The organism is Nocardia neocaledoniensis, from assembly GCF_029868625.1.
GTDB classification, from domain to species: domain Bacteria; phylum Actinomycetota; class Actinomycetes; order Mycobacteriales; family Mycobacteriaceae; genus Nocardia; species Nocardia neocaledoniensis_A.
In genome coordinates this window covers 1-13849 of sequence record NZ_JARWOJ010000361.1, presented here as the reverse complement: position 1 = coordinate 13849, position 13849 = coordinate 1, and the positions used below count along the sequence as shown (strand labels likewise).

Here is a 13849-nt window from a genome sequence, read left to right as displayed (position 1 = left end):
TGTGCGACTAGCCGTTTCCACCGTCACGCTCGACGCTTCGTCGAGCCTGCGGCTCGATGCCGAGCCCGTCGACTACGCGCTCGTCGCCCTGTATTTCGTCTTCGTTCTCGGCATCGGGCTCATCGCCCGGCGCCGGGTCTCCACCAGCGTCGACTTCTTCCTCTCCGGCCGTTCGCTGCCCGCCTGGGTGACCGGCCTCGCCTTCATCTCCGCCAACCTCGGCGCGGTCGAGATCATGGGGATGTCGGCCAACGGCGCCCAGTACGGCTTCCCGACCTTCAACTACTTCTGGATCGGCGCCGTCCCGGCCATGCTGTTCCTCGGCGTGGTGATGATGCCGTTCTACTACGGCTCCAAGGTACGGTCGGTGCCGGAGTTCATGCGGAAACGGTTCGGCACCGGCGCGCATCTGGTGAACGCGTTGAGTTTCGCGCTGGCGCAGGTGCTGATCGCGGGCGTCAACCTGTACCTGCTCGGCACCATTCTCAATGTGCTGCTCGGCTGGCCGCTGTGGATCTCGGTGATCGTGGCCGCGGCGATCGTGCTCTCCTACGTGACCCTCGGCGGGCTCTCGGCCGCGATCTACAACGAGGTGCTGCAGTTCTTCGTGATCGTGGCGGCGCTGCTGCCGCTCACGCTGGTCGGCCTGCACCGGGTCGGCGGCTGGGACGGGTTGCGGGACAAGGTGACCGCGTCGCCGGGCGGCGCCGACCAGCTGCAGACCTGGCCGGGCAACGCGATGAGCGGCTTCACCGACAATTTCGCCTCCATCATGGGCATCGTGTTCGGCCTCGGCTTCGTGCTCTCGTTCGGCTACTGGACGACGAACTTCGTCGAGGTCCAGCGGGCACTGGCCACGCATTCGATCTCGGCCGCGCAGCGCACGCCCATCATCGGCGCGTACCCCAAGATGTTCATCCCGTTGATCGTCGTGATCCCCGGCATGATCAGCGCCGTGCTGGTACCGCAGATGATCGAGTACAAGCAGCAGGTCACCGCGAATCCGGACTTCACCGGCGACGTCACCTACAACCAGTCGCTGCTGTTCCTGATGAAAGAGGTGCTGCCGAACGGTCTGCTCGGCGTCGGCCTGGCCGGGTTGCTCGCGGCGTTCATGGCGGGCATGGCGGCCAATGTCTCGGCGTTCAACACCGTGTTCAGCTTCGACCTGTGGCAGCAGTACGTGCGCAAGGGCCGTCCGGACGGCTACTACCTGAAGGTCGGCAGGCTGGCCACCATCGGTGCGACCGTCGCGGCGATCTTCACCGCCTTCATCGCGGGCGGGTTCAGCAACATGATGGACTACCTGCAGACCCTGTTCAGCTTCTTCAACGCGCCGCTGTTCGCGACCTTCATCCTCGGCATGCTCTGGAAACGGATGACGCCGACCGCGGGCTGGGTCGGGCTGGTGAGCGGCACGCTGGCGGCGGTGTTCGTCTTCGTGCTCAACGAGACCGGGGTGACCGAGCTTTCGGGACAGGGCGCGAGCTTCGTTGCGGCCGGTGTCGCGTTCGTCGTCGACATCACGGTCAGTGTCGCGGTCACCATGGTGACCGAGCCCAAACCCGCCGCCGAACTGGTCGGCCTGGTGTACTCGGAGACCCCGAAGGCGCTGCGCACCGACCCCGACGCCGACACGCTGCCCTGGTATCAGCGCCCGGTATTGCTGGCGGGCATCGCGCTGGTGTTGGTGATCGCGCTCAACATCGTCATCGGATAAGGAGTCACCGACCATGCTTTTCGACATCCGCACCATCATCGGCGCGCTGCTCGGCTGCTACGGCGTCGTCCTGGTGATCACCTCGCTGGTGCAGGACAGCGCCGAGCAGGCGGTCAAGACCGGCGGCATCGATGTGAATCTCTGGGCCGGTCTCGGCATGCTCGGCGTCGCCGTCGTCTTCGTCGGCTGGGCTGCCGTGCGCCCCGTCCAGGTGCCCGCGCGACCGGAGCCGACCCCGGAGGAGTTCACTCCCGACGAGTGAGCCGTGCGCCGGGCAGGCGGTCCAGGAAATCGGCGATGAGCGACGCGATCTCACCCAGGTGGGTCTCCAGCGCGAAATGCCCCGTCTCGAACAGGTGAAGCTCGGCGTCGGGAAGGTCCGCGAGGTAGGCCTCGGCGCCCGGCGCGGGGAAGAACGGGTCGTCGGCGCCCCAGGTGATCAGGGTCGGCGGCGCGTAGGTGCGCAGCCAGGATTGCCACTCGGGGTAGCGGGCCAGGTTCGAGTGGTAGTCGAACGCGAGGCTGAGCTGTGCCTCCTTGCGGCCGGGGAGGTCGAGGTAGTACTGGTCGAGGGTCCACGCGTCCGGTGCGAGGCGGGCCGGATCGGCGACGCCGAGCTCGTATTGGCCGCGGGTGCCGGCCGGCGTGAGCAGCTGCCCGATGGTCTCCTCGGCGCCGTCCTCACCCGGCCGTAGTCCGATGAACGCGCGGGCGCCGTCGGAAAGCCCCGCCTCGTAGGCGTTGCCGTTCTGGACGACGAGCCCGGTGATCCGATCCGGGTGGCGGACCGCGAGCCGGAACCCGATCGGCGCGCCGAAATCGAAGACGTACATGGCGAATTCGGTGAGCCCGAGCTGCTCGGTGAAGCCGGTGACGATGTCGGCGAGCCGATCGAAGGTGTACTCGAAATCGGCCGGTGCGCTGGTGTTTCCGAAGCCGGGGTAGTCCGGGGCGATCAGCCGGAAGCGATCGCCCAGCAGGTCCATCAGGCGACGGAACTGGTGTGAACCGGAGGGAAAGCCGTGCAGCAGAAGCAGAGTCGGAGCGTCGGAGCGGGATGGCACCGATTCGCGGTAGAAGACGTCGACGCCGTCGACCTGGATGCGCCGGTGCTGGATGGTGGCGGGCAGCGTCATCGATTCACATGCTTTCTCTCGGTGATGATGCATTAGTTCTAGTCCTCGCGAGGCTAATGTGTCAACTGGTTGAGTTACCATTAGGCAATGAGTGAGTCCGAAGCGCTGGTCGGCGAGCACCTGGCCATCGACCTCGTCAACACCCGCCCCGCCGGTGTGGATCTCCTGGGAACCGCCGCGCAGCTGGCGCACTGGCTGCGCTTGCAGGAACATCGCCTCCCCGAGGATTTCGCGGACCCGGCGGCGGCCGAACTGCGCGCTGTTCACGACGTGCGCGAGCACATCCACGCCGCGCTCACCGCGCTGCGGCGAGGTGTGCGGCCCCCTGCGGCGGCCTTGCGTGGGCTCAGCGAAGCCCTGTCCGCCGCACCCGCCGTGCGACACCTGGAATGGGACGGTGAGCGCTGCGTCGCCCGGCCACGCCGCGCCGGTACCGCGAGCGCCCGGCTGGCCGCGGTGCTCGCCGAAGCGGCCGTGGACCTGCTCACCGATCCGGCGGTGGACCGGCTACGTCAGTGCGCGGCCGAGGACTGCGTCATGCTGTTCGTTCCCGCGCATCCACGCAGGCAGTGGTGTTCGCCCGAGCGCTGCGGCAACCGGGCGCGGGTCGCCAGGTACTACCAGCGACACAAGTGATCGTCAGGCTTCAACCGCGCCCGGAATGCCTTCCTGGACAACGAAACTAGCCCTGGTGCTGATCGGCGCACCCGGGCGCGTGACGTAGGGGACCACGCGGAAGTCGGTACGCCACTGCCGATGATCGAGGTCGACGCGCGCGTAGCCGCGCTGGCGGTTGTGGAAGATGATGTCGGGGTTGGCGGCCAGCAGGGCGCGGCCGCCGTCGGTGACATCGGCACCGTCGCCGCCGGTGGAGATCGAGGTACCGGTGAATTCGGTGGCCACGACCGGTGATTCGGGCACGGAATAGTCGCGGCGCAGGTCGGCCACGTAGTTCTCGTGCCGGTCGCCGGTGATGACCACCAGGTTCCCGGCCGCGCGGTCGGCAGCTGCACCGAGCACGGTGTTGCGGTCGGCGATGTAGCCATCCCAGGCGTCGGTGCCGAGCAGCACGGCGGGGCCGGGATCGTAGTCGGACTGCGCCATCGCGACCTGATTGCCGAGCACCTGCCAGCGCGCGGGCGAGGTGGCCAGCCCGTCCACGAGCCAATCACGTTGCGCCGCACCGAGAATGCTGCGGTCGGTGGCGTAACGGTCGGCGCAGTCGAGTACCGCGCTGCCGTCGCCGCAGGCCTGCGGCGTGCGGTACTGCCTGGTGTCGATCATGGTGAACTCGGCCAGATCGCCGAAGCGGTAGCGGCGATGCAGGTGCACCGACGGGCCGACGGGCAGCTGTGCCAGGCGCATCGGCTGGTGCTCGTACATGGCTTGGAAGGCGGCCGCCTTGCGGCGGCGGAACAGCGGCGGCAGCCGGTACACGTCGACGCCGAGGCCGGGGCGGTCGGCGGCCCAGTTGTTGTCCAGCTCGTGGTCGTCGAAGGTGACCAGCCAGGGGAACCGCGCGTGCGCCGCCCGCAGCGGGCCCTCGGTCTTGGCCTGGGCGTAGCGCAGCCGGTAGCCGGTGAGGTTCACGGCCTCGCCCTCGAGCTGGGGTGGCAGGGTCGCGCCACGGCGGGCGAGCACCCAGGACGACTCGTAGATGTAGTCGCCCAGGTGCACGACCAGGTCGAGGTCTTCGGCGCTCAGATGCTCGTAGGCGGTGTAGTAGCCCGAACTCCACGACTGGCACGACGCGAAGGCGAAGCGCATCCGCGCGGTCGGGCTGCCCGCGGCGGGCGCGGTGCGGGTGCGGCCGACGGGGGAGATCGCCGAACCGGCCCGGAACCGGTAGAAGTACCACCGGTCCGGCGCCAGCCCGGAGATCTCGGGGTGCACGCTGTGGCCGAGTGCGCGCGTGGCCACCGCCGAACCCCGGGCCACCACCTTGGCGAAGCGTTCGTCCTCGGCGACCTCGTAGTCGACGGTCACCGGGTTGATCGGCATGCCGCCGTAGCCGTCGGGGGCGAGCGGGTCGGGCGCGAGCCGCGTCCACAGCACCACTCCGTCGGGGGTCGGTTCGCCGGAGGCGATGCCGAGGGAGAACGGGTCACCGAGGGTGCGCGGCGCGGCGAAGCGCGCGCTGCTCACCGCCGACACTCCCACCGCCGCCGCGACCGATCCGGTCACGCTGTAGCGCAGGAGTTGTCGGCGGGACAGCGTCATGTGTGCATTACACAGGATGTTCGGCGCGGGCCGCCAACCCGAGTGCCACGTCCACGAGCAGGAACGCCAGCAGGCTCAGGCCGAGCAGCGGCAGGAACCAGCCGACCAGCAGTGCGGCGGCCACCAGCGGCACGGTGAGCCACGGCGAGGTCCGGCGCAGCACTCCGCGTCGCGGCGGGGTACCGGCCATACGACGGCGGGCTCCACGGGTCGGCCGCCGCTGCCACCACATGAGGTAGCCGAGCACGATCATGGCGGCGAGTCCCAGCGCCACCGCGAGCAGCAGCAGCTGGTTGGGCAGGCCGAACAGCAGACCCATGTGGAAGGCGATGCCCCAGTTGGTGAGCTTGGCCATCAGCGGCCAGTCCGTGTAGGCGAGGGAGTCGGTGACGGCGCCGCTCGCGCCGTCGATCGCGACGCTGTCGATGGTGTAGGTGCCCGGCGCGCGGACTTCCTTGACGCCGAACGCCTTGTCCGGCGTCGCGGGGACGGCGATCTCCGCGCCCTGGGTGATGCCGTTGGCTCGTGCGCTTTCCCACACCCCGTCGAGCTGGGCGATCCGGGCGGCCTGGTCGACCGGCGCGGGCGCGACATGTCCGGCGCTGTGGTGGTCGCCGCCCGTCGCGGGCGCGGGCTCGGCGGCACCGGGCAGGCCGACGCTCACGGCCGGGGTCGTCCAGCTCAGTTCCTCGCGCAGCTTCGTGACGTTCTCGCCGCCGTACGCCGACCAGGTGACACCGGTGACCGACAGCAGCAAGGCCACCGGCAGCAGCCAGAAGCCCAGGGCGCCATGCCAGTTCAGCTTTCGCCGCTTCGGCTCGGACAGATCCGGCGCCAGCAGCCAGGCCGCCGATCGCTTCGCCCGGCGCTTGCGCACCCGGTGCACCCACAGCACCAGGCCGAACAGGGCGATCACCCACAGCCACGACGCCGCCAGCTCGCTGTAGATCCGGCCCGGCTCGCCCAGGTGCAGGCTGCGATGGAACTCGCTGATCCAGGCGCGCAACGGCAGGGCGCCGCTGCTGCCGTAGACCACGGCTTCGCCGACCGGCCGCGCGGTGTGCGGGTCGACGAACACCGAGAGCCGCTCGGAGTCGCCCAGGGTGGGGTCGTTGAACAGCACCCGGGTGGTCTCGCCCTCGCTCGGCGCGGGCGCCACGGCCACCAAGGTCAGGTCGGGCTTGTCGGCGACCGCCGCGCCGACCTGCGCCGAGAGCGTCTGCTCGGGTCCGGAGGTGTCCACGCGGAGCAGATCGCGGGAGACGAAGCCCTCGATGGTCGGCGCCATCGCGTACAACGCGCCGGTGAGCGCGGCGATCAGGATGAACGGGGCGACGAAGATCCCCGCGTAGAAGTGCAGCCGCAGGGCCAGGGGATACAGCCGCAACCTCCGGCGTGCGGGTGGAGCGGGTGGTGCCGAGGTGGGTTCCTCGGTCGAACGAGTGTCCGTGATGCTCATGATGATTCGTTTCTGCAGATCGGAACCCGGTGCGCACGACCATCGCGACGCGCTACCCGCAGATACCGACGTCGACCACGCCGCCCGCCTCGCGACAGAGAGCGCCGCGAGCCCGCCGGCCGAACCACGTCGACCGACGGCGGCTTCCGCCGGGCGGCTAGCTTGTGTCGTCCGCCCGAGCGCCTGTACGGCAGCGGCTGACTCGACGCGCCCGCCCGACCACAGCGACGTCGCCCGCCGAAACGCGCGCCGCGCGACCTCGTGGCCGATTCCAGTCGCCACGCGAGGCGATCGGTCCCGACCACAGCGCCGCGGTGCGATACGCGGCGACCAGCGCCGACCGCTGTGCCGATGCGCAACGAGCAGCACCATCCGCAGTGTGGCTCCGCGCCACGGTCCGTCACCGTCACCGCGGCTCGGCGGCGCGATGTGGTGGACGGCTGCTGGCGCCGACCACAGCGGTCATCGTGTGACCGTGCGATGGGCTCTGACCGGTGGCCGTTGTGTTGTGGCGTGCGACGTCCGGTTCCACTACCTCGCGCCCCGCCGATTCGCGGTGGGAGATATGGGCCGGTCGCGTGCCCCGATCGCCGTTGGTGGCAGCCGGAACATGCGAGGAGTCGGCGTCATGCTCAGGGGTAGCGCACGACGATTCGTGCACCGGGTGAGGAAAGGATCAGAAAGGAATCGCGAGCGGGGGACCGCGGGTGCGCAGCGTGGCGGCGGCGAGGATCCGCAGGATGACGCGGTCGCGGTGGACCAGGCGCAGGGGCGCCGGGGCGGGAATGCGGGGCGAGCGGTAGCGCAGGGGAAGCAATCGGGCCAGCGCCGCGCCACCGATTCGGTAGGCCGCCTCCACACCGAGGATGACCAGCGCCGCGACAGACGCCGCGACCGTGTGCGCCAGCAGCATGCCGAGCCCGAGGGAATCCTCGGCGTGGTGCCCGTGCCCGGACCAGCTCATCGTCGTGTGCCCGAGCAACTGCCCGGCCAGCAGCACCACGGCCAGGCCGACCGCCCCCGAGCGCAACGGTCCGAGGCCGCTGACCAGTGCGCCGATCACCGCCGCCACGGCGGCCAGCAGGACGACGGTCGTGCTGCTCGGTAGCGCGCCCCCGGACGCCACGCCGTGCGCGGCCAGCGCGAGCGCGCCCGACATCGAGCCCGCGCAGCCGCCGCGCACCCGCGCGCACAGGGCACGCGGCGGCGCGGCGGCCTGCCGGAACTCGATGATCACCGGCTGATGATAGACGACGGCCGGAACCGTCTTCCCGGGATCAACCCTCCTGGACGTCCATCTCGATCAGTGGCTTGCGCAGCAGTTTGCCGGTCGCGTTGCGCGGCAACTCGTCGACGAAGATCACCTCACGCGGCACCTTGTAGCGGGCCAGGTTCTCCTTGACGAACTCCTTGATCTCCTGCGGGTCGCGCGCCGACTCCGGACCGGGCACCACGATCGCGCGCAGCCGCTTGCCGTAGTCGCGGTCGTCGACGCCGACCACCGCCGCCTCGAAGACGTCGGCGCGGCCCGCGATCAGGTTCTCCACCTCGAGCGGGAAGACGTTCTCACCGCCGGAGACGATCATGTCGTCGTCGCGGCCGTCGATGTAGAGCAGGCCGTCGGCGTCGAAATGGCCGACGTCGCCCGAGGACATCATGCCGTCGACCATCTCCTTGGTCCGGCCGTCGGTGTAGCCGCTGAACGCGAAACCGTTGTCCACGAAGATGGTTCCGGTGACATTCGGCTCGGTGATCGGTTTGCGGTTCTCGTCGAGCAGCACGATGCGGATGCCGACAGGCGCCTTGCCCGCGGTGGTCGGCGACTTGCGCAGGTCGGCCGGCGTCGCGACGGTCATCACGGCGCATTCGGTGGAGCCGTAGAGGTTGTAGAGGCTGTCGCCGAAGTAGTCCAGGGTGCGGGTCACCACGTCCGGCGCGATGGCCGAGCCGGCGGCGAAGATGACCTTGATGGTGCGCGGGTCGTACTTCGCCAGGATCGCCGCGTCCAGATCGAGGATGCGCTGCAGCATGGTCGGCACCACCACCAGCGAATCCGCCTGGTACTTCACGATATTGGCGAGCGTGCGCTCCGGATCGAAGCGGCGCTGCTGGAAGATCACCCGATTGCCCAGCGCCAGCCCGAGGGTGAACTGCGACAGTCCGGTGCCGTGGAAGATCGGCGCCGCCATGATCATGGTGCCGTTGTTGGGCAGCGGCACCCGGTCGACGAACTGCGCGGAGGCGAAGGGGCTCACCTTGTCGCGCGGGGCGCCCTTCGGTGTTCCGGTGGTGCCACTGGTGAGGATCACCATGCCGCCGGGCTTGGCGGGCGGGGTCAGCGGCGTGACCGAACGGCCGGCGCACAGCGACTCGACCGTCGGGATCGACGGGTCGACCCCGTCGGATTCGTCGACCCAGGTGAGCACCCGGGGGATCTCGGCCGGGATGGCGCTCATCAGGTCGACGAACTCGCTGTCGTGCAGCACCGCCTTGACCTTCTCGCGCGCGGCCACGTCGGCGAACTGCGGCTTGGCGAACCCGGTGTTCATCAGCACCGCGCGCACCCCGAGCTTGCCCGCCGCGAGCAGGCTCAACACCATGCCGCGATGGTCGCGGGCCAGGACGGCGATCACATCGCCCTCGTTGATCCCACTCGCCCGCAGGCCGCGGGCCAGCGCGTTGGACTGCTCGTCGAGCGTTCCGAAGGTCAGTTCACCGCGTTCGTCGACGATCGCGCCCGCGTCCGGCCTGGTCTGCGCGGCATGCATCACCACCCCGGCGAACGGGCCGAACTTCGAGACATTGCGGAAGGAACGGGCGGCGTGATCCAGGCGCAGCGGATTGAACAGCTTGCGATCCATCATCACTTTGACGCCGAGCGCGAAATCGCCGGCGCGCCGGGCCGTGCCACCGATCGCGGGCAGAGACAGAGACATCGAACAGCCTTTCGGCAGACCGATCCCACGACGAGACGCGGGGCCGGACCGCGTCATCGAGATCCAGTGCTGGTGCTAACAATAGCAAGCATCGGTGGCTGGGATCACTGTGAAACCTCATAGTCCACCAGCACCCGCCGCAGGATCTTGCCGGTCGCGTTGCGGGGGAGTTCGTCGAGGAACACCACCTCACGCGGCACCTTGTACCTGGCCAGGTTCTCCTTGACGTGCGCCTGCAGGTCGGCGGCGGCTGTGCTGTGTCCCTGTTCGAGGACCACGAAGGCGCGCAGCCGCTTGCCGAATTCCACGTCGTCGACGCCGACGACCGCCACGTCGAACACGTCGGGCCGCTCCACCAGCAGGTTCTCCACCTCCTGCGGGAAGACGTTCTCGCCGCCGGAGACGATCATGTCGTCGTCGCGCCCGTCGACCATGAGCAGGCCGGAGGCGGTGAAGTGGCCGACATCGCCGCTGGACATGAAGCCGTCGATGATCTGCTTGTTCCTGCCGTCGGTGTAGCCCTCGAATGGCGCGCCGCTGCGCACGAAGATCCGGCCCGGGGTCTCGGGCGTCTCGACCCGCTGGTCGTTCTCGTCGTAGAGGCGGACCTCGCAGGTGATCGGCGAGCGGCCGCAGGTGCCGGGCGCCTCGGCCAGCTCGGCCGGGTTCGCGATGGTCGCGATGGCGACCTCGGTGGAGCCGTAGAGGTTGTAGAGCACCGGTCCGAACGCCTCGGTGGCCTTGATACACAGCTCGGGCGAGAGCGCCGACCCGGCGAACAGGATCACCTTCAGCGAGGACAGGTCGTACTTCGCGCGCACCTCGGCGGGCAGTTCGGTCATCCGGTGCAGCATGGTCGGCACCGCGACCAGCATCTCCACCTTGTGTTCGGCGATGGCGGCCAAAGTGGCCTCGGCGTCGAAGCGGCGGCGCATGACGATCTTGTTCGACAGGATCGTGCCGACCAGCCAGGTGCCCAGACCCGTGCTGTGGAAGATCGGCGAGACGATCATCATGGTGCCGCGCTTGGGGAAGGGCACCCGGTCGACGAACTGCGCGGTCGCCATCGGCGTCACCTTGGTGCGCGGGGCGCCCTTGGGCAGGCCGGTGGTGCCGCTGGTGAGGATGATGAAGCCACCCGGCTTGCTGGGGGCCGGGAGCGGCTCGGTGGAGTTGCCCGCGATGAGATCGTCGAAGGTCGTCGCGCCCTCGGGCACCGCGGCGCCCTCGTCGACCCAGGTGAGGAAGCGGGGCAGCTCGGCGGGCAGCGCGTCGAGCAGGCCGAGGAACTCGCTGTCGTGCAGGACCGCGCGCACGTGCTCGCGCTCGCACACCTCGGCGAACTGCGGCTTGGCGAAACCGGTGTTCATCAGCGCGATCCGCGCGCCCAGCTTGCCGGCGGCGATCATCGACATGATGAGTCCGCGATGGTCGCGGGCCAGGACCGCGATCACCATGCCCTCGCCGATGCCCGCGTCGTGCAGACCGCGGGCGATGGCGGTCGACTGGTCGTCGAGTTCGCGGTAGGTCAGCTCGCCGCGCTCGTCGGCCAGGGCGATCTGCTCGGGCGCGACGCGCGCGGAGTGCCGGACGAGGGTGGCCTGCGGGCCGTAGATCTTGGATTCCTTCATGGTCCGCAGCGTCTCGAGCGGCTTGGTGGGATCGGTGACGCCGCGCGAGCGCAGAACCCCGAGTGCCTTCACGGTTTCGAGCAGATGGGACACGTTCACTCGGCTACCTCCACAGCGTCGATCTCTGGAACCCAACGGTATCAGTATGTGTGCCTTGCATCACAGTATTGAATTGGTCATTTCGGGCAAATTTCACTACCGCTGCGCGCTGGCCAAGGCTGCGAGCAGCGGAATGAGCCGACCCTCCGGCACCTCGAAGCGGCCCAGGCCCGCGGTCTGCAGCCAGCCGACCGCGGCCAGCTGGCGCAGATGCTGATAGATGTCGGCGGAGGAACCCAGTTCGGAGATCGCGGCGAGATCGGCGGCGGTCCTGCGTCCGTACACGATCTCGCGAAGCAGCCGCAGCCGAACCGGATTCGCCAGGGCGGCAAGGCAATTGGCGACCTCTGTGGTCCATTCCTCGCCGACGATGGTGTCGATCGGGAACTGTGCCTGCCAGTCGAAGCGCTCACCGGTCGGCAGGTGCAGCGCTCCGGCCATCAGCACGCCGCCGTTGCGTACGGCGGCGGCCTCGAACTCCTGCCGCAGCCGCGCCACCGCCCACGGCAGCTGCTCGCCGTCGCCGCCCTCGGGCCGCGCGTCTTCGAGGGCGGCAACCCGCCGTTCCAGTTCTTCGAGTCGGTCGACCAGATCCACGCGGTCAACCTACGCCACACCGAACCCCTTGCGCTGCCTCCTCGTCCGTCCCGCGACGAGCGCGCGCCCCGGAACCTCACGGATTCCGGGGCGCGCGGCCGAACGGAGGGACTAGCGGGTGACGGCGCCGAACGACGGCTGCTGGATGTGGCCGAGCTGGTAGGCGTACCCGTCCGGGTGCGCCTCGTCGACCGGCACCGACCAGCGGTGCCACAGGCTGCCGTACACCGCGGCGACGACCAGGCCGCCGCCGGTGTCCAGCGGCGCGGTGCGGATGGTGGTGTCGACGGGCACGTCCTGGTGCTCGGTCAGCACCGCGGTGCCGCTGCGGCCGTTGGACAGGTTCAGCCACATCACCTCGAGCTTCGCGCCGCCCTGGTTGGGCGAGATGGTGCCGGGTCCGCCGAAGAAGCCCATGCGGAAACCGTCGATGTCCAGGGCGATGCCGGAGCCGTAGACACCGGGACCGCCACCGTTCTGGCCGATGTCGGAGGTGGCCGGGATCTGGAACGGCTGGGCGGGCAGCGCGACGTCGACGGTGCCCTTGTCGACCAGCTGATCGAGAGCGGCCAGTGCGCCCGGGTTGCCCGCGACCGAGGTCCGCAGCTGCGATACCGCCGCGGCCACGTCGACCGTGGCCTGGGGTGCCGGCTCGGCCGCGGCCTGGCCGGCGAAGACGATGGCGACGGCGGCCGAGGCGGCGACCATCGCGGTGGTGAGGCGACGCGTGAAACTCAGATGATGCATAACCAGCTCTCCTCGAGTGTTCCTGGTACAGCTTTGTCTGGTGAATCGTTCGCTCGTACCGGTCGGCCTCGGCCGACCTCGTTGTGCACCGTAACCGACGGCGCTCACGGCATCGGCGCGACCTGCACTTTGTAGCCGCGGTAGAGCTCCGGCTTGGCGGTGAGCACCGGCATGTCGAGGTTCTGCGCGGTGAACACGACAGGTGCGATGAGCGGCCATTCGGTGTGGTCGTCGGCCATCGGGACGGTGGTGCCGGTGCGGATCGCGGTGGCGGCGTCGAGTTCGGCCCAGCGCACGGCGACGCGGTTGTCGAGCAGGCGCCCGAGTTCGTCGATGTTGTCGACGGCGCGCATCGCGGCCATCAGGCTCACCGTCGGCACCACCATGATCCGGCGCTGCTGGGTGAACTGCCGCATGATCACCTGCCCGAACAGCGGGGACAGGGCCAACGAGGTGAGCGCTGTGTGGTCGGCGACGCTCACCGGGTGCCCGCGCCCGTGCCGTCCAGCGCGCTCATGAGTTTGTCCAGCTTCGCTTCCGCGTCGGCGATCTCGGCGGCGGAATGCGTCTTGATCCGGTCGTCGAGACCGCCGAGGATCTGCTGACGCAGATCGTCGTTGAAGTACGCCGGGGGCAATGCCCCGTGCCGCAACACCTCTGCGGGTACCACCGCGACCAACTCCTTCCCCTCCCGCGTCACGATCACCGGGCGTCCGCTCGCGGACACCCCGTCCAGGACACTACCGAGCTGCCCCCGCAATTCGGTCAACGGCACAGTTTCGTAATCGGCCATATCCCACTGTACATCGCTGTGTACAGTGGGACGCCGCGTTTCCCGATCAGGCGACCTTGCGGGCCGGTTCGCTGCGGTACCTGGTCACCGGGCCGTCGATGCCGAGCAGGCGCCAGGTCAGCTTGGCGACCGGGTTCATCAGGCCGCTGTTGGTGGCCAGCGCGCGCACGTCACCGAAGATGTTGCGCATCGTGGTCTGCGATTCCGCGCCGCCCCAGTAGGCCTCCCGCATCACCTCGGCCGGGATGTCGAACTTCTCGACGAACTCCTTGGGCGGGGTCATGATCATGTCGAGCATGATCCGCATCGCGATGGGGAACAGCACCGACAGCGCGGTCTTGGTGACCGGGTGCATGCCCGGCACATTGCGGCGCAGGTATTCGTGGGCGAAGGAGATGTGCCTGGCCTCCTCGGCCACATGGATCTGCATCACCCGATGCACCATCGGATGCAGATTCACCCCACCCCGCAACAGCGACTTCTGCAGATGATCGATCGGCTCCTCACCACC

At 69.1% G+C, this 13849-nt stretch carries 14 protein-coding genes; 3 read left to right on the top strand and 11 right to left on the bottom strand.

The genetic code is table 11. The features are described 5' to 3' along the window. The first annotated feature begins 1 nt into the window (after position 1). Together QH270_RS28080 and QH270_RS28075 are read left to right on the top strand one after the other, a co-directional pair. Positions 2-1720, top strand: coding sequence for a sodium:solute symporter family protein (locus tag QH270_RS28080; RefSeq protein ID WP_280347054.1), 1719 nt, complete (start codon positions 2-4; stop codon positions 1718-1720). A 13-nt stretch (positions 1721-1733) separates the two neighbouring features. Continuing rightward, entirely contained in the window at positions 1734-1982 is a 249-nt protein-coding gene (locus tag QH270_RS28075; RefSeq protein ID WP_280347053.1) for a hypothetical protein, read from the top strand. On the opposite strand, the gene QH270_RS28070 is transcribed toward QH270_RS28075, so the two are convergent. After that, complete coding sequence (locus QH270_RS28070; protein WP_280347052.1) at positions 1966-2856, bottom strand: alpha/beta fold hydrolase; 891 nt, start codon at positions 2854-2856, stop codon at positions 1966-1968. The two genes, QH270_RS28075 and QH270_RS28070, sit on opposite strands and share 17 nt — an antisense overlap. An 87-nt stretch (positions 2857-2943) precedes the next feature. Between QH270_RS28070 and QH270_RS28065 the strand changes: the two genes are divergently transcribed. Beyond that, on the top strand, positions 2944-3492 hold the full coding sequence (locus QH270_RS28065; RefSeq protein ID WP_280347051.1) for a CGNR zinc finger domain-containing protein: 549 nt from the start codon (positions 2944-2946) through the stop codon (positions 3490-3492). Between the two features lie 3 nt (positions 3493-3495). On the opposite strand, the gene QH270_RS28060 is transcribed toward QH270_RS28065, so the two are convergent. The 10 genes from QH270_RS28060 to QH270_RS28015 form a co-directional block, all read right to left on the bottom strand. Beyond that, entirely contained in the window at positions 3496-5076 is a 1581-nt protein-coding gene (locus QH270_RS28060) for an alkaline phosphatase D family protein (RefSeq protein ID WP_280347050.1), read from the bottom strand. A 7-nt stretch (positions 5077-5083) separates the two neighbouring features. After that, positions 5084-6535 carry a PepSY-associated TM helix domain-containing protein gene (locus tag QH270_RS28055; RefSeq protein ID WP_280347049.1) on the bottom strand — a complete coding sequence of 484 codons (1452 nt, stop codon included), beginning with the start codon at positions 6533-6535 and terminating at the stop codon, positions 5084-5086. Between the two features lie 676 nt (positions 6536-7211). Next, on the bottom strand, positions 7212-7772 hold the full coding sequence (locus QH270_RS28050) for a hypothetical protein (protein ID WP_280347048.1): 561 nt from the start codon (positions 7770-7772) through the stop codon (positions 7212-7214). A gap of 40 nt (positions 7773-7812) precedes the next feature. Further along, the gene (locus QH270_RS28045; RefSeq protein WP_280347047.1) at positions 7813-9471 is read right to left on the bottom strand and encodes an acyl-CoA synthetase; all 1659 of its coding nucleotides are present in this window, start codon (positions 9469-9471) and stop codon (positions 7813-7815) included. Positions 9472-9575: 104 nt separating this feature from the next. Then, complete coding sequence (locus QH270_RS28040) at positions 9576-11201, bottom strand: acyl-CoA synthetase (protein ID WP_280347046.1); 1626 nt, start codon at positions 11199-11201, stop codon at positions 9576-9578. A 96-nt stretch (positions 11202-11297) separates the two neighbouring features. Then, the gene (locus QH270_RS28035; RefSeq protein WP_233000263.1) at positions 11298-11798 is read right to left on the bottom strand and encodes an ArsR/SmtB family transcription factor; all 501 of its coding nucleotides are present in this window, start codon (positions 11796-11798) and stop codon (positions 11298-11300) included. Positions 11799-11909: 111 nt separating this feature from the next. After that, positions 11910-12545, bottom strand: a complete 636-nt coding sequence (locus tag QH270_RS28030; protein WP_280347045.1) for a hypothetical protein — start codon at positions 12543-12545, stop codon at positions 11910-11912. A 104-nt stretch (positions 12546-12649) separates the two neighbouring features. Continuing rightward, a complete protein-coding gene (locus QH270_RS28025; RefSeq protein WP_110036341.1) occupies positions 12650-13027 on the bottom strand; it encodes a hypothetical protein in 378 nt (125 codons plus the stop codon). Beyond that, positions 13024-13338 carry a type II toxin-antitoxin system Phd/YefM family antitoxin gene (locus tag QH270_RS28020; RefSeq protein ID WP_280347044.1) on the bottom strand — a complete coding sequence of 105 codons (315 nt, stop codon included), beginning with the start codon at positions 13336-13338 and terminating at the stop codon, positions 13024-13026. The genes QH270_RS28025 and QH270_RS28020 overlap by 4 nt, the downstream gene beginning before the upstream one ends. A gap of 46 nt (positions 13339-13384) precedes the next feature. Then, on the bottom strand, positions 13385-13849 hold a 465-nt coding region (locus QH270_RS28015), incomplete at its 5' end, for a diiron oxygenase (protein WP_280347043.1).

What these genes read in the sequence shown, in the direction of transcription:
- QH270_RS28075 (WP_280347053.1), top strand. Translation starts at nt 1,734, where the DNA reads ATGCTTTTCGACATCCGCACCATCATCGGCGCGCTGCTCGGCTGCTAC.
- QH270_RS28070 (WP_280347052.1), bottom strand. Translation starts at nt 2,856, where the DNA reads ATGACGCTGCCCGCCACCATCCAGCACCGGCGCATCCAGGTCGACGGC.
- QH270_RS28065 (WP_280347051.1), top strand. Translation starts at nt 2,944, where the DNA reads ATGAGTGAGTCCGAAGCGCTGGTCGGCGAGCACCTGGCCATCGACCTC.
- QH270_RS28060 (WP_280347050.1), bottom strand. Translation starts at nt 5,076, where the DNA reads ATGACGCTGTCCCGCCGACAACTCCTGCGCTACAGCGTGACCGGATCG.
- QH270_RS28055 (WP_280347049.1), bottom strand. Translation starts at nt 6,535, where the DNA reads ATGAGCATCACGGACACTCGTTCGACCGAGGAACCCACCTCGGCACCA.
- QH270_RS28045 (WP_280347047.1), bottom strand. Translation starts at nt 9,471, where the DNA reads ATGTCTCTGTCTCTGCCCGCGATCGGTGGCACGGCCCGGCGCGCCGGC.
- QH270_RS28030 (WP_280347045.1), bottom strand. Translation starts at nt 12,545, where the DNA reads ATGCATCATCTGAGTTTCACGCGTCGCCTCACCACCGCGATGGTCGCC.
- QH270_RS28020 (WP_280347044.1), bottom strand. Translation starts at nt 13,338, where the DNA reads ATGGCCGATTACGAAACTGTGCCGTTGACCGAATTGCGGGGGCAGCTC.